The following is a 25,644-nucleotide window of genomic DNA, read 5'->3' on the forward strand; positions in this document are numbered from 1 at the left end:
TATTATGAGATATAGACAGCTACTCGTCGCCAGTTTTTTAGCCGTGTCTGGCATGGCCAATGCAGATGTTGACGTCAATATCAAATATCTGCATTCACAGGCACTGGAAGTGAGTTATCAATTACCGCCTGCTTGTCCCAGCCTGGCTTTCAAGAAAAAAGGTAGTGATGCAGCAAAAATACGCAGCACCTGGCAACCTCTTGATGCCTGTGGCAAGGCAGATGGTCAGCATTTGAGTAATGAATACGCGCAACAGGGGCAACAAGCACAACAAGCGACGTGTACACAATTACGTTTTCAAGTGCCTGTCAGCACAAATAAAGTGCGGGGCTATCCGGCTGCTTTCCCGGTGGCCGATGCGATCTACGTCCATACCAGTAATTACGCGGTGGAGACAGGCTGTGGCAAAGTCAGCTACAGTTTTAGTGCCCCCGGTATTGCCATGAATGCCCAGGTGTTTGCAGACCATGCCAGGCCGACCGACGTAAAAGGCGAGGACATGTCCGTTCTGTTATTGCCAAAAGTATTGAAGACGGATGGCAATTTCATCGGCTATTTTGACCCTGCATTGGGTGAGGCCAACATCAGCAACATACGCAAGATAGCTGCCGAATCCATCGCTTTTTTGCACCAGGCATTGCCAAGGGCAACATTCGACATGCCCATCATTGCTGCATCCAGGGTAGTTGGTCCTGGTGGTGCCAGGCCAGATGGCGATGCCGGTGACGTCTTGCGTCTGGGCTTGTTCAACTGGCCGCTACAGCCGGATGCAGAGACAGAACGTATGCTGACATTGTTTGTGTCGCATGAATTCAGTCACCGCTTTCAGATGCGTGATGCGACTGACGCCTATGTCGATGCACGTCTGATCCATGAAGGTGGCGCCGAATTTTTGCGCTGGCTGATGGCAGTACGCAAAGGATGGCTGACACATGAACAGGCAGCGGATGATTTGAATATGGCTCTGGGCGAATGTCTGCTGAATGTGCGGCAGTCAAGTTGGGGTAATTTGACAGCCAATCAGATAGCTGGCGGGCGACTTGATTATCGCTGTGGTTTGGCGGTCTATGTGCTTGGTTTGGCAGCCAGGCAAGGCAAGGCGGGACCATTTGAGCGCTTTGACGGTTTTTATGAGCAGCTCAGGCAGGTACAAGGGCAGATACAGGCACCACGGCCAGACTTTGCCCACGCCCTGGAATGCGGTGTAGAGTCTACCTGCAAAAGTAAGTGGTTACCTCGCCTGCTTGGCAAGCAGGAAAGCATGCAAGCTGTATGGGGTGATTTTTTCCAGCAAACGGGGTTTGCCCATACTGTCGTCGCCAGCCAGCAACAAAAAAATGCCATGCTCAATCAGGCCATGCAAGAGTTAATGAGAGAGGATTGCGGCACCAGCAGCACCTTTCCACAAGCAGACAAACTGGGTGTGGATGAAGTCAAGGGTTGCAAAATACTGCGGGGTGGCATGAACATCATCCAGTCAGAAAATTTGCCTTTATATAATCATCCTGACACCCTGGCGGCCACCATAGCAGCTTGCAGGCAGCGCTCGCAAGTCAGATTGACCATAGAGTCCGGGCAACAACTGGATCTGCCTTGCAAGAAAGTCTATCAGCCAGTTGAACAATTTTATGCGGTCGATATGATGAAATTGTTAAGTAGCCTGAACCACTGATTATTTACATCCATACATCGCCAGATGTGGTGCCTGGGGTCTGCGCGGGGTGATTTGGCTGCTGTGGGACTATCCGCGCAGAAGTGAAGTAGGTACTAGCTTTGTCATGCAAATTTCACTTATTACACCGTGTTACACCTTGCAGTGATATTGACTGATACGCTCGGGTATTGCTGGTTTCACGCAGGTGGTCGGCTATACTGTCTTTCTTTTCGCATCAAGAAAGCCTTCCATGTCTCCATCTCCCGCATGCCCTGTCTGCTCTATGGAGAATACCTATCCAGATGGCGACAATTATATTTGCGCCGATTGTGGCCATGAATGGTCGATGCAGACAGCCGCTGGTGCTGATGATAATGATGAACGTATTGTCAAGGATTCCAACGGTAATGTACTGGCCGACGGTGATGCCGTGGTATTGATCAAGGACCTGAAAGTCAAGGGCTCTTCCACCACCCTGAAAATGGGGACCAAGGTAAAGAGCATACGGCTGGTGGGTGGTGACCATGAAGTGGATTGCAAGATGGATGCAGGCAGCTTCATGTTGAGAGCCTGTTACCTGAAAAAAGTTTAAGCTGGAGTTTTGCATGAACCATATCCTGGTCTACGGTGATTCATTGTCCTGGGGCTTGATCCCCACTACGCGCCAGCGCCTGTCTTTTGAAGGACGCTGGCCCGGTGTACTGGAGATAGGTTTGAACAGCGCCGAGCATCATGTGCGTGTGGTGGAAGATTGCCTGAACGGGCGGCGCACGGTCTGGGATGACCCTTTCAAACCCGGCCGGAATGGCGCGCAGGGCCTGGCGCAGCGCATAGAAAGCCTGACACCGCTGTCGCTGGTGGTGGTCATGCTGGGTATCAATGACTTCCAGACCATGCATCAGAATGACGCCTGGATGTCATCGCAGGGCCTGGCTGTGATCATCAACACCATACGCCAGGCACCAATAGAACCGGGCATGCAAATACCGCCTATCCTGATTGTGGTACCGCCACTGCCAACTACACCCAAGGGTGCGATTGCCCCCAAATTTATGGGCTGCGAGCATAAAAGCCAGGGATTGGTAGAAGCATATAAAGAAGTCACAGCGGTACACAACTGTCATTTTTTTGATGCGGGTAGTGTTGTCAGTGCCAGTGAATTTGATGGCGTACACCTGGATGCAGATCAGCATCTGATCCTGGGCTGGGAACTGGTTGGTGTGGTTTCTTCGCTGTTGAAGTATTACCAAAAAATTGAACGCTGACAGATGAATGCCGACAGATGAATGCCGACAGATGAACGCCGACAGATGAACGCCGACTACTGCGCCATCCACAACAGACTGGCAAAGTTTGCCAACAGTTTTGATCTGAAAGACTGGGATGGACTGTGTGCCTGCCTGGCACCTTCGGTGTATACGGATTATTCTGATTTACGCGGGACCCCGCCGGAACAGATGAGCAACCGGCGTTATGCGGATCTACGCCGTATCGCCTTGCAGGATTTAAAGACCCATCATATCAGCGGCAATATCGAGATAGAAATAGAGGCGGATACCGCGAAGGCAAAAGTGTCGACCATGATTTATCGTCAGGATGCAGAAGGCACGATCCTGCATACGCACTGCCTGTACGAATTCGGCCTGCAAAAGATGGCCGCCGCATGGTACATCGATGCCATCGTCCAGAAAGTATTCTGGAGCGATGGTTCAAGCGCCATACATCGCGGTATTGTCCGCTAGCTGTTCGTCCTGCACAGCGTCAGATGAATTGAATTTGCCCGTTGCTGATACCTATCAGTGCAAGGGCGGCGGTGATGTCATTTGCCGTGACGGCAGATGCAATCGCGATGCCATTGGTGATCGAGGTTTCTGGGGTCAGGTAGTTCAGTCCCCATTCAACGGCAAACTGATTGGCGACCTTGATCTTGTTGTCCAGTAAATCCACCACCCAGCCCCAGGTCGCATCACCTTTGTAGGTACGCGCACCTGCCAGTACTGCACTCACCATGGAACCCCGGGTCTGCAGACCGGTATTGAGTTCATTCAGCCAGTATTGCAGGCCGGCGCTATCTGCCCCGGCGGTCCTTCCCATGGCATTTTTATAAATGGTATTGATGAAATCGGTATTGCTGAGACTGGCGCTATATCCCGTCTGTGCCGGAAACTGGGCAGCAGCAATGAAAAAAGCATCACCTATCTGTTTGAACGACATGCCGGACTTGTACTGGGTGACCCAGTAATCGAGCCCGTCGGCATCTGGCACGCGATTGAAATAGGCAACATACAATTCTTCCAGCGATTGCAATTCCGCACCCTTGATCGTATGCGCATTGTCATACACGGTGGTGTTGACAATGAAGTCGGAAAACTGGATTTTTTCCACATTGTGTGTGGCCCAGTAAGCATTGCTCTGGTAACCCAGCAAGACCGTGCTGCCGGTGATCTGGTTGACGAAATAGGTGCTGCCTTTGCTTAGTGATCCATTGACTTGCAGGATATCGGTACCGGCACCACCATCGATATAATCGAAACGTGTGGTATCAGGCGTACTGAGTGAGATGGTGTTATTGCTGCCATCCAGCTGGATGATGCTGTTGCTGCCTGTCAGTATGCTACTGATGCCACTGACATTGATGACAGACTTGTCCAGCGTCGCGTTCTCTACCTGCTGGGTGCTGATCAGGTTCTTGCGGATGTAGCCGGTACTGTCTATCGTCGTCAGGCTCATGCTGGCACCGGTCTTGTAGGCACCGGTGGCATAGGCATCAAAATAAGTCTTGTCTGTGGTGTTGACTGTCGCACCGTTGATTTTCCAGCTGTATGCCAGCAGGCTGCTGTCAGGGACGGTGGGCTGGTAAATACCGGGAATGGTCGTGCTCAATGACAGGTAATCACCAATCGATAGGTAATATTTCAGGGCGAAGGCTTCTTTTTCCGGCGCGCTGAAGGGCGTGTTCAAATGATTCATCTTGGAATCCTGGGTGGCGCGCCAGATTCCCTTGTCGCGGTAATAACCGCCCTCATAGGTGCCGACCACACCCAGTTCACCATCGTTATAGCCTAACCATGCAGACCATGGAATGCGACTCAGCGAGTCAGTCACATGCGGGCTGGCCAGGAAGCCTGGGTCGGTCAGTGGATAATTGCTGGCGATGGAGGTATCCACGTATTCATCCTGCAGACCAGCGTAGCTGTGGCCGATCTCGTGCAAAACCACTTCTGCCGACGAGATATTGCCCGCCGATGCCCAGGCGATAGAGCCACCGGCACCGCCATACAGGTTGGTGTTGACCAGCACCACGGTCAGTTCATGCGCGTCACTGGCCACGGCACCAGCCACAACAGTAGTGACCTTGCCAAAATCACCGTACAGCAGGCGACCGTCGCTGCCATGCTGGGTGGCGTCGAAATAGGTATTGACGCTGATATTATTGTTGGGCTGGTCAGTACCGGATTGCGCCGAAGCGACAAAAATGGCACTGGCATTGAACAGGTTTTTGTAGGCAGAAAACGGCGCATTCAAGCGGGTATTGGCGTCCCCCAGCATATTGTTGAGAAAGTTCTTGGCATCTGCCAGGAACTTGTCTCTTTCAACTGCTGTGTAGCCTTCGGCGACAAACACGATATCGACGCGACTTTTACTGGGGCCGGTATTCAATAGGGTGGTGACGTCAGCCATGGTGTGTGTGCCTTGTAGATAAAAAAATATTATTTGCAGCGTTTCTGGCAGCAGTGCGATGCCATCCTGATTTACCAGCGTTTCTATAGAATCTCTATAGGTATAGCCTTGGTAACACTCCAAGCTGACTTGTCACAAAAATTGCACTTTCATTGCACTTTCAGGTATTAATTGGTCAGCAGGAATGGGCATTATGATACAAGTCTGATCACAAGAGACAGCGTGTCGCTAATAAACATCGCGACGGTAGAGATGTTGCTCGGTCATTTGTTCCAGACGCCCGGCACCGAGGATGAGAATGAGGGTGGCATGCACTTCTTCTGCCATGCCTTGCAGGCTGCCGCAGACCAGGATGGCTGCGCCCTGTTCTACCCAGGACAGGATATCGGCCGCCTGTTCCAGCATCGCATGCTGGACATAACGACGTTCGGCCTGGTCACGCGAAAAGCACAGGTCCAGTCTGGCCAGCACGAGGGTCTGTTGCCAGGCCTGGATTTCATCGCGATGAAAATAATCATGTGCCTGCTGTCTTTCACCAAAAAACAACCAGTTGCGCAATTGTCGTTTGCTGGCGCGCGCCTTGATGTGGGCGCGCAAGCCGGCCAGGCCAGTACCGTTGCCGATCAGGATCAGAGGGATATCCTGAGCTGGCGTATGGAAATTGCGGTTTTCGCGCAGGCGCAAACCCAGGGTTTGCCCCACCTGTGCATAGGCTGTCAGCCAGCCTGAGCCTATGCCCAGGCTGCCATCAGGGCGATGCATCTGGCGCACCAGCAATTCCAGCTTGCCATCTGCGGGGATGGATGAAATCGAATATTCGCGGTGCGGCAAAGGGTTGGCGGAGTCCTGGCCAGGCACATCTGCCACATTTGCAGCATTTACCGCGGCGACTGGTGGCTGTTGTGGTTCGATTTCTGCAATATCACCGGCGGTCCATGTAAGCGCACCATCGGCGGGACGACAGGCGATGCGAAACACCGGGCCGCCCAGGCTGCCGGGATTCAGCAATTCGCGCTCGGTCAAGATCCAGTCTTGATAGCCGGGCTTACTCCAGTCCGACAATTCGGTATGGCCGCTGATGACGCCCAGGTAATGCTGCCAGTGGCGCAAGGCACCTTCATCACCATTGTCGACTTCTATCAGGTCGAACAGGCATTGCGCCTGTTGCTGGCGCAGCCAATGGGCCAGGTGATGACCGAAAGCGCAAAATTGTTGATAGTGGCGGTCACCCAGCGCCAGTACAGAAAAACTCAGATGCGATAAATCCAGCGTCTGACTCATCAGGCGGCGGGTAAAGGCGGCCGCATTGTCGGGGGCATCGCCCTCGCCGGTGGTACTGACGACAAACAGCATGCGCTGTGCCTGTTGCAGTTGGGCTGGCTGGATGGCACCCAGCGCGCAGACGGCAATGTTCATTCCGGCTTTTTGCAGATGCGTGGCAGTTTTAATGGCGATTTGTTCTGCATAGCCTGTCTGGCTGGCATAGGTGATCAGGATGCTGCCCTGGTCATGATGCCGCAATTCAGCAGGAAAACCTTGCATGGAGCGGGACTGGCTCTCTTTGTGCCTGATACCTGTCCACAGGCAAAAAGCCAGATAGCCAAGCAGCAGCAAACCGGCAGACAAGTCGCGTTGCACAGCACCTTGCCAGAAAAAACTCAGCATAAACAGCACAGTGAATGCCAGGCACAGTATGCCCATCAGGCGCAGGGAGGGAAATCGCATCGTCAATCAGTCAATCAATCAATCAGTCAGTCCAGCATGGCAGTCAGGGCAGCACTCATTGTCTCTTCCAGATGGGGGCCGTTGCGCTGCAAAAACAGGGCAGCAATATGATGCTGATTGGCATACGCCAGACCATCTTCGCCACCGAGTACGGTCAGGGCCGTGGCCAGGGCATCAGCAACCATGCATTGCGTATGTAATACCGTGACAGAGGCCAGTTCATTGTTTACCGGGTAGCCGGTGCGCGGGTCCAGCGTATGCGCATAGCGCCGCCCGTCCTGCTCAAAGAACTGGTGATAATCGCCAGATGTGGCAACGGACAATTCATGCAGCGCCACCAGGTATTCTTTCTTTTGTCCGCTGGCCGGCATGGCGGTCGGGCTTTCGATGGCAACCCACCATGGCGACCAATCCGCCTTCATGCCCAGGCCGCGCAATTCACCACCGAGCTCTACCAGATAGCTGTTGATGGACAGAGATTCCAGAAAACCGGCTACCTGATCGACGGCAAAGCCTTTGGCAATCGATGACAGGTCAAGTGCAATGCCACCCGGTTGCAGCAAGCGGCGTTTGATATGGTCCAGCTCCAGCGCTTTCCAGTTCCCTGCCTGCATTGCAGCCTGAATCTGCTGCGCTTCTGGTACGCTTGCGCGCTTGCCTGCCGGGCCAAAACCCCACAGGTCAACCAGTTTACCTGCCGTGATGTCGAAGGCGCCGGCAGTCTGTTGTGACAGGTACAGGCTGTAATCGACGACCTTGAAAAATTCATCGGGCAGTTGTTGCCAACTGCCTGCGCTTGCGCGGTTGTAGACGCACAGATCAGATGCCGGGTCCCAGGTACTCATTTGCAAGACGACCTGGTCCAGCACTTGCTGTATGCCGGCTTCCAGTATTGCGCCTTCGTGTTTGCCATCTGCTAGCAACTGCACATGCCAACTGGTTCCCATGGAGGCACCGGTCAGCGTCAGGCTTTGTGCCTGGGCTGCTGGTGCCGAAGGTTCAGATGCTTGCAGCGGGATAAAAACACGACGCATGGTAGGGATGCCAGATTGTGCAGATTATTGTGGCAAGACTTCCAGTGTCGCCACATAGCTGGCAACCCTGACTTTGGCAGGTGCCTTGACCTGTTTGTCATCTTTGAGTTCTGCTTCCAGCCAATACAAGCCGGCAGTTGGCCAGGTGATGCTGAATTTGCCATCCTTGTCGGTGACAAAGGTTTTTTCATCCAGCTTTTGGCGATAGCGTACGCCACCAGCAATCACTGTGACGTTGACATTGGCTGCCGGTTTACCGTCCAGCAGCAGGCGGAACTGGGCAGTTTCACCCGCTACCAGGTCATTCGGATGGGTGATGCCGCTCAGTTCCAGCCCGCTGCCACTGATATCCATTGCCTTGCCGCCGGGTTTGCCATTGGTGACGAAGGTTTCGACGCGACCACTGCGTTGCGTGACTTGCAGTTCTTCCGCATTGGCCGGTACTTCCTTGGCAAATGTTTCTGCCGTCCCACGCCAGCGTTTGATTTTGCCTTCTTCCTTGTAGCTGGCCATCAGGCCTTCATTGACGAAGCCGATTTTATAGCTGCCAACCTGGCTCAGTTTCACATCGAAGCTGCTGCGGAACTTGCCTGTGCTTGCGTTTTCCGGTTTCAGCGCTGTGCCATCCGGTGCGGTGATAAACAGGTTGTCCAGCTTCAGGGCATTGTGATCAAAAACGAAGACATCGGTGGCAGCGGCAGCATCAATCGTCACCCATGGCGTGTTCCCCGCCACGACAGTGGAAGACGGTACCAGGAAAGCGCGGTGTGCCTGGGCAGAGAAAGCTGCGCACGCCAGTGTCGAGAAGAAAGCGATTTTTTTGAAAGTGTTCATTATTATCCTTGAGCCTGGTTTATTTGATGGTCACAGCGATGGCACCCAGTTCGTGACTACCCTGGGCCTTGAGGTTTTGTTCACCTTTGGCTTGCCACTGGAATGGTACTTTGACGACTTCACGGCCACCGCCTTCACGCGCTGCTTCGACGATCAACTGATAATCACCCGCCGGCAAAGTGGCCAGCACACCCTTGTCACCGGCAAAGCTCAGGGTTTGTTCACCCGTGGTACGGGTTGCGCCGCTGAGGCCATCGACAGGTAACTGCAATTCGCGGCCACTGCGACGCCACCACTGGCGCAAGTCCTTCAACCATTTTGTGCCTTCATTGTCGCGCTTCTTCAAGTCATACCAGACTGACAGGTTGCCGGCAAAGGTCTGGTCCGGTTTTTCCAGCCAGATGGCGACATACGGCTTGTGGTATTCCGCCACTTTCAGGGCGGGCACTTCCACTTTCAATGTCAGGTCGGCCGCGACGGCATTCATGGCTTGAGTGCTGAGCAGGCTGGTGATGGCAAACGGGAGCAAATTACGCATGGGAGAACAACCTTATGATGAACAATCAATAAATAAAAGAAGGATAAATGAAAGACAAATTAATGGATAAACATCAGAGCAAGCAAAAACGGTGCGACCAGCCCAAATACCACCAGCGGCCAGGTACTTGGACGTTTGCTGGCATGCATTTTCAGCAGGAACAATCCAGTCACGCAAAAAATCAGGCAGGCTGCAGCAAAGGCATCAATAAACCAGTTCCACGCAGTGCCAGTGTTGCGGCCTTTGTGTAAATCGTTGAAGTAGGCAATCCAGCCACGGCTGGTCAATTCATATTCGATGTCACCGCTATCCAGCGCAATGCGCAACCAGGCGTCGCCACCGGGGCGCGGCAGGCCGACATACACTTCTTCTGGCGACCATTCCGGTACTTGCCCGTTAATATGGATGTCCAGTTCCTGGTCCAGCCAGTCTGTCACCGGGGCAGGCAACAAGGCATCATCGGTGTTTTTCAGCACCAGCAACTGATCCAGCAAAGCTGATGGCAATTGCCCGGTCTTCTTGCTGACTACCGGATGCGCCTCGATCTGGGCTGAATGGTTCAGGGTGATGCCGGTGGCGGCAAACAGCAGCATGGCAACCAGGCACATGGCTGAACTGATCCAGTGCCACTGATGCAGATGACGCAGCCAGAAGGCGCGTTTTTGTTGGAGTGGCAATTGATTGGAACTGGATGGCTGCATGGTGTAAAAAGGGAAATGAAGCGAATAGGTGACGCAAGTACGTGACGCAAATCAGTGACACAAGTAAGTCGTCATTCTAAATGATAATTATTCTCAATTGTACATGAGTCCGCTATCGGGAAACACGTTGAATTGTACTTTTTTGTATCTTGCAGGAATTAAATGGACATCAAACATTCAGCAGAATATGCGGCTAGTGAGGGTTAAGTAAGCATCTAATTAGCGCTTAATACGCGCTCAGCTCAGGTTGGGATAGTGTCGCGTGATAAAATTTTCAGAATATTCACTTTCTCTCTACACCATGAACGTCGTCATTCTCGCTGCCGGTATGGGCAAACGCATGCAGTCTTCGCTGCCCAAGGTCTTGCATGGCCTGGCTGGCAAGCCCTTGCTATCCCATGTCATCGACACTGCCCGCCAGCTGCATGCCAGCAATATCTGCGTCATCTATGGACATGGTGGTGAGCAAGTGCCCACCGCCGTGGCTGCCGACGACTTGCGCTTTGCCCGCCAGGAGCCACAGCTTGGTACTGGCCATGCTGTGGCGCAGGCAATCCCGGTACTGGATGACAGTGTGCCCACCCTGGTTCTGTATGGCGATGTGCCGCTGACTACACCCACCAGCCTGGCGCGCCTGGTTGCCGCTGCCGGTGATGACAAGCTGGGTATCTTGACGGCACACATGGCCGACCCCACCGGTCTGGGACGCATCGTCCGGGAAAAGGGCAGCATCGTGCGCATCGTCGAACAAAAAGATGCGAATGAAGCAGAGCGCCAGATTACCGAAATCAATACCGGCATCATGCTGGCACCGACCGTGCATTTGAAATCCTGGCTGGGCCAGTTGTCGAATAATAATGCGCAGGGTGAATATTATCTGACCGATATCGTGGCCTTGGCGGTTGCCAGCGGTGTCGAGGTAGTATCGGCACAGCCAGATGCAATCTGGGAAACCCTGGGTGTCAACAGCAAGGTGCAACTGGCCGAACTGGAAAGAACCCATCAACTGAACATCGCCCGCCAGTTACTGGAACAGGGCGTGACCCTGTTTGACCCGGCCCGCATTGATGTGCGTGGCCACCTGCAATGCGGGCGTGATGTCAGCATCGATGTCGGTTGCGTATTTATTGGCGAAGTGGTGCTGGAAGACGGCGTCAGCATAGGGCCGAACTGTGTCATCCAGAATGCACGCATTGCGGCGGGCACGTCAGTCAAGGCGTTTTGCCATATTGATGATGCCGTCGTTGGTGCCAAATCGCAGATAGGGCCGTATGCGCGCCTGCGTCCTGGTACCGAGTTGGCAGAGGATGTGCACATCGGCAATTTTGTCGAGGTCAAGAATAGCCAGGTCGCGGCGCATAGCAAGGCCAATCACCTGGCTTATATAGGCGACGCCACCATAGGCAGCCGCGTGAACATTGGGGCCGGTACCATTACCTGCAATTATGATGGCGTCAACAAGAGCCGTACCATCATCGAGGATGATGCCTTCATCGGCAGTGATTCGCAACTGGTGGCACCGGTGCGGGTGGGCAAGGGCGCGACATTGGGTGCAGGTACTACCCTGACCAAGGATGCCCCGGCGGGCAAACTGACGGTGTCCCGCCCCAAACAATTGACGATTGATTCCTGGCAAAGGCCAGTAAAAATCAAGAAATAAAGTCCTGTTACCTGTTACCTTGCGCTTGCGGTCTTAACGGATGCTGACCGCAAGCTCATGGTTTATCTTCATTAGCATTGAGCAGGACAAGTGATCAGGACAATTTCTGCAACAGTTCAGTTGCGCTGCGTGATTGCGGCGCATTGTTTTTCAGGATTTCTGTCAAAAACTTTTTGGCGTCGTCTGCACGTTGCTGTTCCACTGCCAGGGTGGCGGCACGCAACCATACGGCACCACGGAAGTTCAGATCAGTCTGGGCAAACTGCTGGGCGTCCAGCACTTCTTTCAACAGTTGCTCACCTTGCTGCTTGCGGTTCATGACACGTGGTACCGCCAGGAAAGTGCTGGCGGCGACAAAACGTACTTCCAGCGCGACCGGTACGGAACCATGCATGGCCTGGCTGTTGCTGGCCAGTTGCAATGCCTGTTCCACCATGGCTGTGCCATCTTCCAACGCCGTTGTTTTCTCAGCTTTGGCTATTTTTTCTAGCGAAGATTTGGCGGTGGCTGCGCCTGCATACGACATCAGCAAAGGGTTGCCGGGTTCCTGTTGCAGCAAGCTGTTAAAACTGCTGGCAGCATGCTGGCTGGCTTGCCGTGAGGCATCAATTTCTGCCTGTCCTACTGAGTTGACGTAATCCTGATTCAACCAGCTGCTGACAGCATTGGCGACATATTGATCCTGACTGATGGTGGGGCTGGCCACCAGTTGTTTTACCGCGGCGCGGAATTCGGTTTCAGAAAAAGCCATGGCATTGCTGGCCGAGATGATGGCCAGGCTGGCTGCCAACACCAGTTTTTTGGCAGTGGTTTGATTGAGGATAGATGTGATTGCGTTCATGATGGACTCCATTTTTAAAGTTTGCTTCGGGTTATTGGGTGACTGCAGGGACAGGTTAAGGCGCGCTGTCGCAGGCCACCACCGCAATGAGATCAAACGCAGGAAAAAGGTGTGAAACCTGCAAAAAATGGCGCAAGCGGAATGAAAAATCTGGCGTGAGCTGGTCAATTCAACGATGGTGTAAAGAGGTTTTTTTACCACAAGCCGCTGGCTTGCAGGACCTAAAGCAGCCCATAGAAAGGCAACTGAAAGCTTCCATTCCTTACCCTGTACCCAGGCGTATTGAACTGTTTTATTCACATCACAGGTCAGCACGACCTTGACTACATGACGCGCATGTTGTCTGCAAAATAAAATTTCTATAGGAGAACACCAATGAAAAAGCTACTCGGCGCCGCAACGCTGGTATGCATGGCAAGTGCAGCATATGCACAATCAAGTGTGACTGTGTATGGTTTGATTGATGCCAATATTACTTACAACAATAATGCAGATGCAAATAAAAACAGCCAGTTCAAACTGAATAGCGGTGGTATGAACACCTCGCGCTTTGGTCTGCGCGGCAGCGAAGACCTGGGTAATGGCCTGAAAGCCATCATGCAACTGGAAGGCGGCGTCCTGCTTGATACCGGCGCATCAGATGGTGACATCTTTGGCCGTCAGGCGAATGTAGGCTTGCAGGGTGATTTTGGCCGTATTGTTGCCGGTCGTTCTTACAGCACCACGTATGATTTCATTTTGCCATTTGACCCTATGGGCTATGCGCCGCAGTATTCCTGGGCAACTTCTGGCGGTGCCACTGGCGCCCGCAAAGACGGTATGTTGACCGGCGTATCCAATCTGTTGAAATACCAGTTTGATGGCAAGGGTTTCAAACTCGGTGCAACCTATGGTTTTGGTGAAGTTGCAGGCAATACATCTGGCAACGCCAAATACATCCTGGCTGCCAGCGCATTCGATGGCCCATGGGCTGCAGTCATCACTTACGAACAAAACAATAGCGCACCGATCGCCAACGGTTCTTACGACCAGGCCAAGGTATTGCATCTGGGTGCTACCTATGATCTGGGTGATGCCAAGCTGTTTGCCGGCTATCGCAATTTCAAGAAAACCATGGCAAGCGGTGCTGCCGATCAGCGCAGTGACATGCTGTGGCTGGGTGCCAATTATGCAGTAGCTCCGGCATGGACACTGACCGGCGTGTACTACTATCAGGACATCAAGAATATGGCGCCTGGTGCAGATGCAGACCCAGGTTTGCTGGCACTGCGTGCCAAATACGCGATGTCGAAACGTACTGACATCTACATCGCCACAGGATATGCCAAGGCCAGCAATAACAAGCTGACAGGCGTATCACGTGATGATGCTGGTTTTGCTACTAACCAGACATCGGCGACTGTAGGTATTCAGCACCGCTTCTAATTGATCAGAAGCTAATCGACTAGAAACTAATCGATTAAAAACCAATCAGTAAGAAGCAAAATGGCCTGAGCTGCAATTACCGCTCAGGCCATTTTTGTTTGAATTTTATTTGAAATCAAGACCCATCAATTAATGCGGCCTGACTTCTTTCTTCAAGGCCGCCATCGCCAATTTTTCTACGAGGCCTGGTGCGATTAATTTTAACCAGCGCGCCAGTTTACCCTTGAAGGTCATCACCACGTCGCGATCACCGCGTTCATAGCCACGTATGATGAGGGCGGCACATTCCTCTACTGACATGGCGTCATCTTCTTTCAGACCACTGCTGCCAGCAGCATCACCGGTCGCGTTATAACCGTGATAGCGGATCTGGGTGGCAACCACACCTGGATAAGCCAGTGTAACCCTGACCCCCGAGCCACGGAGTTCTGTACGCAGGCTTTCAAAAAAACCAGCCATGGCAAATTTGCTGGAACAGTATGCGGTACGACCAGGTACACCGATCAGGCCCGCCAGCGAAGAAACAGCAACGATGGAACCACGGGATTTTTTCAGATAGGGCAGGGCGGCATGTGTGCACCAGATGCTGCCCCAAAAATTAATTTGCATCAGTTCCTGATACCAGCCCAGATTATCCACTTCTCCAAACAATGCCTGTGCAGACTTACCCGCATTGTTAATCAACACATCGATACTGCCAAACTGGGCGGCGGCCGCGTCAATCAATTGGCGGCAACTGGATTCTATGCCGACATCAGTTTTCACCACCAAGGTGAGCGCACCGAACGCCTGACATTGGGCGGCCACTTTTTGCAAGCCCTCTTCATTGCGCGCGGCCAGCACCAGTGCCAGTTTGGCACCATAAGTGCGTGCCAGTTGACGCGCCATTTCCGCACCTATTCCATCCGAACTGCCGGTGATGACGACGACTTTTTGTTGTGCAGTCATGTTTTATAGCTTTCATCCATGCGGTCCAGTTTGCGTATCAGGGATGGCCATACAAATGCGCCACCCAATCCACCCGTTTGAACACGCATGGCTTCCGACACCCCTTTGACGATCAAGGGGTTGACATGAATCAATTCGCCGCCGGCCTGGGCTGCCAGTTGTATCTGGCAGGTAGCTTCGAAGGTGTACATCGACAGGAAAGCATCGGCGATTGATTTGCCTACCGTCAGCAAGCCATGGTTGCGCAATACCAGAAAGTTGGCGCGACCCATGTCAGCCTGCAGGCGCGGCTTTTCATCCTCCCTGAAAGCAACGCCTTCATAATCATGATAAGCCAGCGATGCCAGCACAAAAGTGGATTGCTGCGACAGCGGCAGCACCCCACATTTTTGCGCGCTGACTGCCACCCCGGCACGGGTATGCGTATGCAATACGCATTGCACATCTTCACGTGCCGCATGCACGGCACTGTGGATGACAAAGCCCGCCGGGTTCACCGGGAAGGGCGAATCAATCACCTTATTGCATTGCTGATCTACCTTGACCAGTGACGACGCCGTGATCTCGTCAAACATCAGGCCATACGGGTTGATCAGGAAATGATGTTCAGGGCCGGGGATGCGGGCGCTGATATGGGTGAACACCAGATCGCTCCAGCCATAGACGGCGACCAGGCGGTAACAGGCAGCCAGGTCAACGCGCAATTGCCATTCTTCTGCGCTGACCTGATCCTTGATTGAGGGTATGTCCATGCTATCTCCCATGTTGTTTTTCTGATTTATTCGCTGACTGCGGTTTTGTAGATTGTATTGCGTGGCTTGCTGAATAATTGTTTCAGCATGGGTTCAAATTCCACCAGTGGAAAAGTTTCAGCATGCGCGTCAAACGAAGGGTTGTCGTACAAAGCGCAGAATTCTGCCGTACGTTCAAAGTGTGGGTGCTGACGGAATTGTTCACGCATGTCCCTGTCCATGCCGATGTGGTGGAAGAAATAATGCCCCTGGAAAATGCCATGGTGTTGCACCATCCACAGATTGTCTTCGGTGACAAAGGGTTTCAGTATGGCTGCCGCAATGTCAGGGTGGTTGAAGGAACCCAGGGTATCGCCAATATCATGCAGCAGGGCACAGCAGACATATTCATCGTCGCGACCATCACGCATGGCGCGGGTGGCAGTTTGTAATGAATGGGTGAACCGGTCTATGGGAAAGCCACCATAATCGCCTTCCAGCAAACGCAAATGCTTGATGACACGATCCGGCAGGTTCTGGGCAAATTGCATGAATTCCCCACCGATGATTTGCCAGTCTTCTTTGGTACTGTCGTCCATACGGACAAATTGGGCACGCTGTTGCATGTGACTTACTCCTCAGTAAATGCTTGCAACCATACCTTACAATGTTGCTTTCATCTTAAACTGTCAAATATTTTACAATTTGCAGTTTCAAGGCTTTTTGACCTGATACCTTATACCTGACACAGCTATGACCTCCGACGACAACTTAATGCGCATCTTGCTGGGCGACCCCTGGTTTGCGGCTTTGCCTGCAAGAGACCGTAAGGCTATGGTAGTCGCAAGTGAGCAATTGCGCTTGCGTCCAGGTGAAATGCTGTTCCGTAAAGGGGATATACCCACAGGTTTCTATGCCGTTATCAGCGGTAGCGTCAAAATGTCTACCTTAAGTGAAGGCGGGCGTGAAGCCATACTCATTATTCTTGACGCTGCCACCTGGTTTGGTGAAATTTCCTTGATAGATAGCCAGCCACGTACCCACGATGCCACCGCGCTGGATGAGGTGGAACTACTGGTCTTGCCACCAGCCACCTTCGCAGCCCTGATGCAAAGAACAGCCTTCGCTGCCGCAATTGCGCGTATGCTGGCCAGGCGCATACGTCTGTTATACGGTATTGTGGAAGACGGTGGCTTGCGCTCTGTCAGGGCCAGGGTGGCGCGCCGCCTGTTACTGCTGGCAGATGTCGCCAACCGTCAGCCCGGTGAGCATGTCTTGGTGAAGGTGACGCAGGAATCACTGGCAATGATGCTGGGTATAACCCGCCAAACCCTCTCAAAAGAATTAAGGTTTTTCAGAGTAAGCGGCTTGATCAGACTGGCTTATGGCAAGATAGAAATTCTGATGCAAAACAAATTATCTGCCTTGTGTGACAAATAGTCACTTTCCAGACCGAAATGTTGCTTGTAGTGAAGCGGTTTTTTGGTCTATCGTGTAAAGATGTAATCAAAGTGAAATTGGTGAGTATGCTGACAAAGTCCCCTGCTTTGCGTGTCGTGCTGATTTTGTTCCTGAGCCAATTTTATCTAGATGCTCAGGCGGCCTGTTCACGTACCATTAACGCACCTGTTGCCCCCGTGGGTTTTAGTGTCATCATCAACGGTGACAATGTCACGGGTATTTATCCAGAATTATTTCGCAGCCTTTCATCTAAAGAAACGTGTCAGTTTCTATTTCCAGCGGTGCCGCGCGCCCGTCTTGAACTGATGTTTGAAAATGGTCAGGCTGATGTACTTTTTCCTGCCATACGCACATCCAAGAGAGATGAGCTTGGTATTTTTGTGCCGATGATCCATACGCGCTCCACACTGATTTCTCTGCAGTCTGCCCGCCCCACCATACGTAACCAGCAAGAATTGCTGGAGCAAAAGAATTTGAAAGTGGTCGTGGTACGCGGCTATGACTACGGCGAAGCTTATCAAACCATTGTGGCTGAACTAAGCCGGCAGGGCAGGCTGATTTTGGAATCAGATCCGGTTTCCGTAGCACGGGTACTGAAAGCCAACGTCGCTGATGTGGCTATCATGGCACCCTATATTTTTGCCGGTGCCGTGCAAGGCGATGCCAGGGTTGAAGACTTATCCGACAAAATGCGTATTGAAGCCATCCCCGAATTACCATGGAGCGATAGCGGTATTTATCTTTCCAAAAAATCGCTGACCCAGGATGACCGCAATACCCTGCAAGAATTATTTGAGAGGGCCGCCCGCTCAGGCATGGTGTGGAAAGGCTTTCTGCGCTACTACAAACCCGAAGTGCTGAAGGAAGGTAATCGGCAGCGTGAGTTTCCGAAACAAGGGGTAGTGGAAAAATAAACCTGGCGATGGAGTATGGCCAGGGCGCGCAGTCATTTCAAATTTGCAGCAAACTTCAAAGAGCGATACCCGTTTCAAACTTGCTGCGCAAGATAGAAAAGAAGCTGCGCACATTGCGCACATTGGCATGCGCGGCAAACAACCGGTGTGCCAGCACATGGTAAGCCGCCATATCCGCCACCTGTATCACCAGCACAAAATCTGGCCCGGGCGATACCCGATAGCATTGCTGTACCGCGATTTCTTGCGCCACCAGTTGTTCAAATTCCAGCAGTTTTTCTGTCGCCTGATGATCAAGCGTGATTTCCACAATCGCCGTCAAGCCTGCCCCCAGCTTGGCAGTATCCAGTATCGCCACCTGGCGGGCAATAATACCCTCCTCAGTCAGCCGCTTGACGCGACGAAGGCAGGTGGGGGCCGACGCATGCACACGCAAGGCCAGCTCATGATTGGTCAGGGATGCATCTTTTTGCAATTGCTGCAAAATACGTTTGTCCAGCTCGTCGATGATAAACATGTGACGAATTATTTCTTAAAATGGTAATGAATGAAATAATAGTTCAAATATGAAATTGATGTTCTTTTAATTTCAATAATAAATGAATTTTGAAAGAAAACATCATGCTATCTGCTTTAGCATGGCTACATATTTAGAACTTACAACTTACGAAAAATCGTCCTGGCAAGGCGCCAGCAACGAAGACAGTGCTTTAGCACGGCTAGGAGCTGCAACGCAGCCAGGGCGGTTTTGCGTAAGTACTAATATTCATTCTTTCATCAGAGGTCACTATGTGCGGCATCGTCGGCGCAGTTGCTCAACGTAATATCACCCCCGTCTTGCTTGAAGGCTTGAAACGGCTCGAATACCGTGGCTATGACTCTTGCGGCGTCGCCCTGCATGTAGACGGCCATTTGCAACGCTCACGCAGCACATCCCGCGTGGCAGACCTGCAGGCACAGATAGACCAGTCCGGCCTTGCTGGCTTCACCGGCATCGCCCACACCCGCTGGGCTACCCATGGTGCACCGTCATCATCCAATGCCCACCCGCATTTTTCGCGTGACCGCATTGCCCTCGTACACAACGGCATTATCGAAAACCATGAAGAACTGCGTGCTGAACTGACGCAGGCTGGCTATGTGTTTGAAAGCCAGACCGACACCGAAGTCATCGCCCACCTGATCGATCATCTGTATAGCGGTGATTTGTTCGACACCGTGCAAATCGCTATCAAGCGTTTGACTGGCGCATTTGCCATCGCCGTATTCTGCCGCGACGAACCGCATCGTGTCATCGGTGCCCGCCAGGGTTCGCCCCTCATCGTCGGTGTTGGCCAGGGTGAAAACTTCCTCGCGTCAGACGCCATGGCATTGGCTGGCACCACCGACCAGATTATCTATCTGGAAGAAGGCGACGTGGTAGACCTGCAATTGCAAAAAGTATGGATAGTCGATAGCGAAGGCAAATCAGTACAGCGCGAAGTAAAGACCGTACATGCCCACAGCGGCGCAGCAGAACTGGGCCCGTATCGCCACTACATGCAAAAAGAAATCTTCGAACAACCGCGTGCGATTGCCGACACGCTCGAAGGCGTCATCAGCATCATGCCCGAGCTGTTTGGTGACGGTGCCTACAAAGTCTTCAAGCAAATCGACTCAGTCTTGATACTGGCTTGCGGCACCAGCTATTACGCCGGCCTGACCGCCAAATACTGGATAGAAGCGATAACAAAAATCCCCGTCAATGTAGAAATCGCCAGCGAATACCGCTACCGCGAAAGCGTGCCCAACCCCAATTCACTGGTCGTCACCATCTCGCAAAGTGGCGAAACCGCAGACACCCTGGCCGCATTAAAACATGCCCGCAGCCTGGGCATGCTGCACACCCTTACAGTCTGCAATGTGTCCACCAGCGCCATGGTGCGTGAATGCGCCTTGTCATATATCACCCATGCCGGTGTAGAAGTGGGCGTCGCATCGACCAAAGCTTTCACCACACAACTGGCAGCACTCTTCCTGCTGGCACTGTCCCTCGCACAAAGCAAAGGCCGCTTGAGTGATGCCGATGAAGCAGAACACATACGCGCCCTGCGCCACCTTCCTGTCGCCATCAGCGCCGTGCTGGCGCTAGAACCACAAATCATTTCCTGGGCAGAAGAATTCGCCCGTAAAGAAAACGCACTCTTCCTGGGTCGCGGCCTGCATTACCCCATCGCCCTCGAAGGCGCATTAAAACTCAAAGAGATTTCCTACATCCACGCCGAAGCCTACCCAGCCGGTGAACTCAAACACGGCCCCCTGGCCCTGGTCACCAAAGAAATGCCCGTCGTCACCATCGCCCCCAACGACACCCTGATAGAAAAACTCAAATCCAACATGCAAGAAGTCCGCGCCCGCGGCGGCGAACTCTACGTCTTCGCCGACGCCGACTCCCGCATCACCTCCAGCGAAGGCGTACACGTGATACGCCTGCCAGAACACTACGGGCAGCTGTCACCGATACTGCACGTGGTGCCGCTGCAATTGTTGGCGTATCACACGGCGCTGGCGCGGGGGACGGATGTGGATAAGCCAAGGAATTTAGCAAAAAGTGTGACGGTTGAATAGGGCAGGGCATTGAGTTGTGACTGAGGTTGAAAGCCAAGTCAGCACCGAAATAATTGATCAAGACGATGATCAAGATTTTAATGATGATTGCCATTTGGTGATGGGTAGATCGACTTCCATTTAAAGAGATTTTATGACCGACCCTAATGATATCTATACTCCTCCAAAATCTAATTTATCGTTATCTGCAAGCAGTGCCGATAACAAGCTTTCGCCTCTTCATGGAGATTGGAGCAAGGGTATGACGATAGTAATGACAGCTCCGCCATTAATTACCTTCAATGGAATAGGATTTCGCTTCTATGGAAAATCTTTCGTTGATATGGAAAAGACCTCATATATTGCGATCTATTATTTCACTTTTTTCTATCTTCCCGTCATGCCACTTAGTCGATATTTAATCTCTCTGGATTCTAAAAGGGTAGATCAAGTCACAGCTTCGCTACCATTACGGACAATTGATAAAATTCATATGCTAGTTGTTGCATTGATTGCAGGAGTCGGTTTTGCGATCTTCTTGAAATAAGAAAGAATTGAATGAGCAAAACAATTTTGAAATTTAACGTTGAAGTTTTTAACTTGGCGCTGGACGCGGACGCTACGCGTCGGTCAGCTTGGCGTTAGTACACTCAATTAGGATTGATCAATATTAATGAAAAATTTTACTGCCATTATCTTACTTTTCAGTTTTGCTCTCTCTAGTCCAGCATTCGGAATTACTGAGGTTGATTCCCTCGATGTATGGAACAAATCTTCTCCAGAGGAGCGTGTTTCTTTGGTTGGATCAATCACGAAAAGTTTTACAAAACCGGGCAACATTGAACCTAGGCGGTCTGACTTAAGGTTTCTTATTAACTGCTTAAACGATGAAGCTGATACTGGAGATAGGAAAGCAACTATTATTGATACACTGAAAGTGTGCTGGAGTTTCGGAAATTTCGATAAAAAGCTAACTGCAGAGGAGATACGAAGAGAGCAGGCCGATGCTGATGCAATTAGAAATTCTCTTAAAAACCTTAAGCGAACTGTTCCAGAAACTACTCCTCAGCGTGATTAGACCTGCTAAATTAACAAACACTACGTAGCCCTAACGGGACGGTCGATCGGAACGCGAATGAAGGCGGCTCAAGGGTTACCAGCGCCTTTGAGGCGCCCCAGCAATAAACCTCCGGCTTTGCCGGAGGTAATTTAATTCAAGAGGATACGTATCAAATACTGAAATCAGCAGCATAAATATTTACTTTTAGGCGACAACTAGCTTGAAAAACTCCGAGACGCACCAGACTGTCGCCTCGTCTGGTCCATTATTAAGAGGCCTCATGAAATGATATTTTTAGCAATTTATTTTAGAGGACAATACAACTTAGTGTTAGAGATGCTAGCATCTAATCTGCCTTAATTATTATATTAAGTGCAAGAAAAGCTATCAGCTAACCAATTTGGCAATAAAAGGCTACATAAATGAAATTTCTGTTAGGTTTAAATTGGATCAAATCACTTGGGCTTTCAATTGCGGTGTTTGTGTTATACCGAATCTTATCGAAAAATTTTGCAAATTTTAAAGAGTATAGGGACATTGTTCTTTGTGTTATCGCGCTATTTTTAATTATCCGATTTTTGGCTGAAACCCCACAAGGCTTAGAACGATTCCGTGTCGCTAAAGGAAATAAAAGAGGTTTGGGCACACTATTTATGGCATTTCTTCCGAACGAAATATCGGCTTTTTTAAGATTTCAATCGACACTCTTAGTTAGTTTTTTTTCTTGGCTAAAAGGAAAAAAATACTCACCAGAAATTCAAGAGGGAATAAAAATAGAGATTGCTAAAAAAAGTGAATATGGAACGATTTTTATAATCGGGATGTTATGTTTATTTGTAGATATTCCGATATGTGTATTGATAGCTAGTGTACAAGTACCAGATCCACATCAACGAGCCATAATTCATATAGTTGTACTCAGCTTGTCCGCGTATATACTAATGTTAGGACTTGGGGATCGCTGGAAGATGAAGGGGAGTTTCCATCTATTAACTGACGCAATGCTACATCTTCGTGTCGCAGATCGCGTATTAGTTGACATATATGTCGAGTCCATATCGAAGGCAGAATTTTTTTCTCAAGATATTGAAAAATGGTCTAAAGAAACGAAAGGAAGCAGTGACAATTACTTGATCGTCAGACCTTGTATTAACTTTGACAAACCAAATTTATTAGTCCAAGTAGATATTGATTCAAAATCAAAAACCCTAGTTAGATGTGTTGATCGTAAGACACCAAGTTACTTCCTCATTTACGTTGATGATCCGAACACAGCCATAAATTTAATCAATGCCAAACTCAAGTCTAGATCACTTATTCCTAGGGCGTGTTGACATATCTATTTTGCATGATGGCTGTTAACTTTTCTGAAACTGTGTTTACATGTTTGAATTTGGGTAAATCGAGGATGTTAAGAATGTTGTTGCGTGACGATCAATGGTCAAGAATAGAAAGACTGCTGCCAAGACGAACAGGTGGTGGAGGTCGGTCTCGAGGGAATGATCGTCTGTTTATAGAGGCAGTGTTATGGATAGCGCGCACAGATAGCCCGTGGCGAGATTTGCCAGTGGAGTTTGGTTACTGAAACACGGTCTATACGCGTTTTTTTGCGCGCTGGTCAGAGCGAGATAGCTGGCAAAGTATTTTTGCTGTATTGCGATAAGAAGCAGATTTTGAAGAAGTGTGCCTAGACAGTACAGTGGTGAGCGCACACCAACATGCAGCGGGAGCTGCAAAAAAAAGAAGAGCAATCTCTCGGCCGTTCTCGCAGGGGATTGACGACAAAAATTCACGTCTGCGTGGCAGGTTTAGGACAAGCAGCGCGATTCCTGCTGACGGAAGGTCAATGTCACGAGATAACGCAAGCAGAAGCGTTACTCAAAGACCTGGAACCGGGAGCGGTACTGGCAGACAAAGCGTATGATGCCAATGCGTTGGTTGCGAGCATTCAAAAGAGAAATGCGAAGGTGGTGATCCCGTCAAAATCAAACCGGAAAAAGCCGAGAGAGATCGATGCCTTTCAGTATCGTAACCGCAATGTGATCGAACGGTTTTTCGCGAGAATCAAATCAAACAATTCAGACGCATCGCAACGCGCCCCGACAAACTGACTCCTCGCTTCGCTTCATTCTTCGCTATTGCTGCTTCTTTTGAAAGGCTAAAATGATATGTCAACACATACATGGACGCCCCCCCTCATTTGCAAGAGCTTTTTCAAATTAAACCTGACATAGACGATTGCAGCGTAAGCCCCCGGTAATGTCACCTTGAATCCAGGCAGCTAAGCGCAGATGATCGTCTTCACTCCCCGTACCGCTTCTAGCGCTACCTCGGCTTTTTGTTGCCCGCTGAAACTATTCCGCTTGACCTCGCTCATATCCTGCCTCTTCTTTTATTGCAGGATACTCCTTAAACTCTTGTCCGGTTTTACGGGGCCACTATACCCTTCGATATGGATTGAACGCCAACATGGTACGGATCTGGATCCGTGAACAAGAGCGGCTAAGCAATGATGCTAAACGGGCGGTGCCAGTTGCATCGCTTCCAGCGTTTGTCCCCGTTAGTTTGCCTTTACCAGCAAGACAATCTGAACCGACGGACATCGTTATCGAGATCAAGCGCGGTGCAGCGTTGGTAACGGTACGCTGGCCCAGTGTTGCCGCGACGGAGTGCGGCAACTGGCTGCAGCACTGGTTACGATGATACGGATCGATGCGATCTGGCTGGCGACTGAGCCCATCGATATGCGGATCGGCTTCGATACCGCCTTTGGCAAGGTCGTTCAAGTGTTTGGCGCAGTGCGCCCCCATCACGCCTACCTGTTTGCGAACAAACCATCGACGCGTATCAAAGTCCTGGTCTATGACGGATTCGGTATCTGGTTGGCCAGCCGACGCTTGAACAAGGGAAGGTTTGTCTGGGCCGACAGTGGCCCTTTGTCAATCACACTCAACGCCGACCAGCTCCAGGCGCTGGTAACCGGCCTGCCGTGGCAGACACGCACGCACGATCACCACATCACAGTGTTGTGAGTACCACGAAGAGGTAAACCGATGTAAACATCCTTGCCGAATCAGGCTTTTGTCTGGCACATTGCCGGACATGAATTTCACTGTTGACATCACTCAGCTCAACCCGGACCAGATCCGCGAATTAGCCATCCGGCTGCAGGCCGAGGGACGGTTCCGGCAAACGGTGATTGATAAGCTGACCCACGAAATAGCCATCATGAAACGGCAGAAGTTTGCCGCCACTAGTGAAACGTATACCGGTGAGCAGCAGCGCGAACTGTTTGAGACCTTGAAGATGGATGTGGCGGCAGTCACCGCCGAGATTGAGCAACTGACGCAAACCGCCATGCAAGAGCCTCCAGGTAAGCAACAAGCAAAGCGTACGCTGCAGCCGACCAATCTGCCACGCATCGACATTCACAACGAGCCGGATTCGACGCTGTGCCAGTGTGGTTGCCAAATGAAGCGTATCGGCGAGGATGTGTCCGAGAAGCTCGATTACCAACCCGGCGTCTTCACGGTGGAACGTCATGTGAGGGGAAAATGGGTCTGCAATCAATGCGAAACAATGATGCAGGATGCAGGCATCGGTTCCTGCGCAGATCATCGACTAGGGCATCCCGACCTCAGGATTGCTAGCTCAAGTGCTAGTGGCCAAATATGCTGATCACCTACCTTTGTATCGCCAAAGCGGTATCTTCGAACGGGCAGGGTTGTTGCCGCTGACCGAAAATTGACCCACTTAAGAGGTTTCTGCTGATTCAAAACTGACCCAGGTGTTCTACTTATCCTGCCTAATTTTTAGGCGGGAGACAAAAAGGTGATCACCATGGAAATGTT

General features: G+C 51.2%; 24 protein-coding genes and 2 pseudogenes. 15 read left to right on the forward strand and 11 right to left on the reverse strand.

Annotated features, from left to right (window positions below):
• The first annotated feature begins 4 nt into the window (after positions 1–4).
• From ACO0LM_RS27520 to ACO0LM_RS27535, 4 genes are all read left to right on the forward strand, one after another.
• A complete protein-coding gene (locus ACO0LM_RS27520) occupies positions 5–1,672 on the forward strand; it encodes a hypothetical protein (protein WP_423041966.1) in 1,668 nt (555 codons plus the stop codon).
• Between the two features lie 232 nt (positions 1,673–1,904).
• Positions 1,905–2,246: a zinc ribbon domain-containing protein YjdM gene (locus ACO0LM_RS27525; protein ID WP_423041968.1), complete on the forward strand. Its 342-nt coding sequence runs from the start codon at positions 1,905–1,907 to the stop codon at positions 2,244–2,246.
• 13 nt (positions 2,247–2,259) lie between these two features.
• A complete protein-coding gene (locus ACO0LM_RS27530) occupies positions 2,260–2,919 on the forward strand; it encodes an SGNH/GDSL hydrolase family protein (RefSeq protein WP_423041970.1) in 660 nt (219 codons plus the stop codon).
• 45 nt (positions 2,920–2,964) lie between these two features.
• Positions 2,965–3,396 carry a nuclear transport factor 2 family protein gene (locus ACO0LM_RS27535; RefSeq protein ID WP_423041972.1) on the forward strand — a complete coding sequence of 144 codons (432 nt, stop codon included), beginning with the start codon at positions 2,965–2,967 and terminating at the stop codon, positions 3,394–3,396.
• Positions 3,397–3,415: 19 nt separating this feature from the next.
• Here ACO0LM_RS27535 and ACO0LM_RS27540 read toward each other — a convergent pair whose 3' ends face one another.
• From ACO0LM_RS27540 to ACO0LM_RS27565, 6 genes are all read right to left on the reverse strand, one after another.
• Complete coding sequence (locus tag ACO0LM_RS27540; RefSeq protein WP_423041974.1) at positions 3,416–5,335, reverse strand: M64 family metallopeptidase; 1,920 nt, start codon at positions 5,333–5,335, stop codon at positions 3,416–3,418.
• A gap of 228 nt (positions 5,336–5,563) precedes the next feature.
• The gene (locus ACO0LM_RS27545; RefSeq protein WP_423041976.1) at positions 5,564–7,060 is read right to left on the reverse strand and encodes a sulfite reductase subunit alpha; all 1,497 of its coding nucleotides are present in this window, start codon (positions 7,058–7,060) and stop codon (positions 5,564–5,566) included.
• A 26-nt stretch (positions 7,061–7,086) separates the two neighbouring features.
• Positions 7,087–8,094: an FAD:protein FMN transferase gene (locus ACO0LM_RS27550; RefSeq protein WP_423041978.1), complete on the reverse strand. Its 1,008-nt coding sequence runs from the start codon at positions 8,092–8,094 to the stop codon at positions 7,087–7,089.
• A 24-nt stretch (positions 8,095–8,118) separates the two neighbouring features.
• Positions 8,119–8,928, reverse strand: a complete 810-nt coding sequence (locus ACO0LM_RS27555) for a DUF4198 domain-containing protein (protein WP_423041980.1) — start codon at positions 8,926–8,928, stop codon at positions 8,119–8,121.
• Between the two features lie 19 nt (positions 8,929–8,947).
• Complete coding sequence (locus tag ACO0LM_RS27560) at positions 8,948–9,466, reverse strand: DUF2271 domain-containing protein (RefSeq protein WP_423041982.1); 519 nt, start codon at positions 9,464–9,466, stop codon at positions 8,948–8,950.
• Positions 9,467–9,525: 59 nt separating this feature from the next.
• A complete protein-coding gene (locus tag ACO0LM_RS27565) occupies positions 9,526–10,167 on the reverse strand; it encodes a PepSY-associated TM helix domain-containing protein (RefSeq protein WP_423041984.1) in 642 nt (213 codons plus the stop codon).
• A gap of 301 nt (positions 10,168–10,468) precedes the next feature.
• Between ACO0LM_RS27565 and glmU the strand changes: the two genes are divergently transcribed.
• Positions 10,469–11,827, forward strand: coding sequence for a bifunctional UDP-N-acetylglucosamine diphosphorylase/glucosamine-1-phosphate N-acetyltransferase GlmU (glmU, locus tag ACO0LM_RS27570; RefSeq protein ID WP_423042012.1), 1,359 nt, complete (start codon positions 10,469–10,471; stop codon positions 11,825–11,827).
• A 94-nt stretch (positions 11,828–11,921) separates the two neighbouring features.
• On the opposite strand, the gene ACO0LM_RS27575 is transcribed toward glmU, so the two are convergent.
• Complete coding sequence (locus tag ACO0LM_RS27575; protein WP_423041986.1) at positions 11,922–12,668, reverse strand: hypothetical protein; 747 nt, start codon at positions 12,666–12,668, stop codon at positions 11,922–11,924.
• A 375-nt stretch (positions 12,669–13,043) separates the two neighbouring features.
• Here ACO0LM_RS27575 and ACO0LM_RS27580 point away from each other — a divergent pair, with 375 nt between their 5' ends.
• Entirely contained in the window at positions 13,044–14,093 is a 1,050-nt protein-coding gene (locus ACO0LM_RS27580; RefSeq protein WP_423041988.1) for a porin, read from the forward strand.
• Positions 14,094–14,222: 129 nt separating this feature from the next.
• Here ACO0LM_RS27580 and ACO0LM_RS27585 read toward each other — a convergent pair whose 3' ends face one another.
• Genes ACO0LM_RS27585 through ACO0LM_RS27595 form a run of 3 tightly spaced genes read right to left on the reverse strand, consistent with a single transcriptional unit; the run spans position 14,223 to position 16,398 of the window.
• The gene (locus ACO0LM_RS27585; RefSeq protein WP_423041990.1) at positions 14,223–15,041 is read right to left on the reverse strand and encodes an SDR family oxidoreductase; all 819 of its coding nucleotides are present in this window, start codon (positions 15,039–15,041) and stop codon (positions 14,223–14,225) included.
• Positions 15,038–15,793 carry a class II aldolase/adducin family protein gene (locus tag ACO0LM_RS27590; RefSeq protein WP_423041992.1) on the reverse strand — a complete coding sequence of 252 codons (756 nt, stop codon included), beginning with the start codon at positions 15,791–15,793 and terminating at the stop codon, positions 15,038–15,040. The genes ACO0LM_RS27585 and ACO0LM_RS27590 overlap by 4 nt, the downstream gene beginning before the upstream one ends.
• Before the next feature lie 26 nt (positions 15,794–15,819).
• The gene (locus ACO0LM_RS27595) at positions 15,820–16,398 is read right to left on the reverse strand and encodes an HD domain-containing protein (RefSeq protein WP_423041994.1); all 579 of its coding nucleotides are present in this window, start codon (positions 16,396–16,398) and stop codon (positions 15,820–15,822) included.
• 127 nt (positions 16,399–16,525) lie between these two features.
• On the opposite strand from ACO0LM_RS27595, the gene ACO0LM_RS27600 reads away from it, so the two are divergent.
• Together ACO0LM_RS27600 and ACO0LM_RS27605 are read left to right on the forward strand one after the other, a co-directional pair.
• Complete coding sequence (locus tag ACO0LM_RS27600; RefSeq protein WP_423041996.1) at positions 16,526–17,212, forward strand: Crp/Fnr family transcriptional regulator; 687 nt, start codon at positions 16,526–16,528, stop codon at positions 17,210–17,212.
• 86 nt (positions 17,213–17,298) lie between these two features.
• Positions 17,299–18,147, forward strand: a complete 849-nt coding sequence (locus tag ACO0LM_RS27605; protein WP_423041998.1) for a hypothetical protein — start codon at positions 17,299–17,301, stop codon at positions 18,145–18,147.
• 55 nt (positions 18,148–18,202) lie between these two features.
• Here ACO0LM_RS27605 and ACO0LM_RS27610 read toward each other — a convergent pair whose 3' ends face one another.
• Positions 18,203–18,664 carry an Lrp/AsnC family transcriptional regulator gene (locus ACO0LM_RS27610; RefSeq protein ID WP_423042000.1) on the reverse strand — a complete coding sequence of 154 codons (462 nt, stop codon included), beginning with the start codon at positions 18,662–18,664 and terminating at the stop codon, positions 18,203–18,205.
• 272 nt (positions 18,665–18,936) lie between these two features.
• On the opposite strand from ACO0LM_RS27610, the gene glmS reads away from it, so the two are divergent.
• The 7 genes and pseudogenes from glmS to ACO0LM_RS27645 form a co-directional block, all read left to right on the forward strand.
• Positions 18,937–20,754, forward strand: a complete 1,818-nt coding sequence (gene glmS / locus ACO0LM_RS27615; protein WP_423042002.1) for a glutamine--fructose-6-phosphate transaminase (isomerizing) — start codon at positions 18,937–18,939, stop codon at positions 20,752–20,754.
• A gap of 133 nt (positions 20,755–20,887) precedes the next feature.
• Complete coding sequence (locus ACO0LM_RS27620; RefSeq protein WP_423042004.1) at positions 20,888–21,280, forward strand: hypothetical protein; 393 nt, start codon at positions 20,888–20,890, stop codon at positions 21,278–21,280.
• Positions 21,281–21,406: 126 nt separating this feature from the next.
• A complete protein-coding gene (locus ACO0LM_RS27625; RefSeq protein WP_423042006.1) occupies positions 21,407–21,811 on the forward strand; it encodes a hypothetical protein in 405 nt (134 codons plus the stop codon).
• Positions 21,812–22,215: 404 nt separating this feature from the next.
• Positions 22,216–23,127, forward strand: a complete 912-nt coding sequence (locus tag ACO0LM_RS27630) for a hypothetical protein (RefSeq protein WP_423042008.1) — start codon at positions 22,216–22,218, stop codon at positions 23,125–23,127.
• 74 nt (positions 23,128–23,201) lie between these two features.
• Positions 23,202–23,960: pseudogene (locus tag ACO0LM_RS27635) on the forward strand (IS5 family transposase).
• Positions 23,961–24,492: 532 nt separating this feature from the next.
• A complete protein-coding gene (tnpB, locus tag ACO0LM_RS27640; protein WP_423042010.1) occupies positions 24,493–24,825 on the forward strand; it encodes an IS66 family insertion sequence element accessory protein TnpB in 333 nt (110 codons plus the stop codon).
• A 70-nt stretch (positions 24,826–24,895) separates the two neighbouring features.
• Positions 24,896–25,520, forward strand: a pseudogene (locus tag ACO0LM_RS27645) (IS66 family transposase zinc-finger binding domain-containing protein); the annotation flags it as partial.
• Between the last annotated feature and the right edge of the window lie 124 nt (positions 25,521–25,644).

Origin of the sequence: Undibacterium sp. Di26W (assembly GCF_049340265.1) — a bacterium.
In the GTDB taxonomy this organism is placed as follows: Bacteria; Pseudomonadota; Gammaproteobacteria; order Burkholderiales; family Burkholderiaceae_D; genus Undibacterium.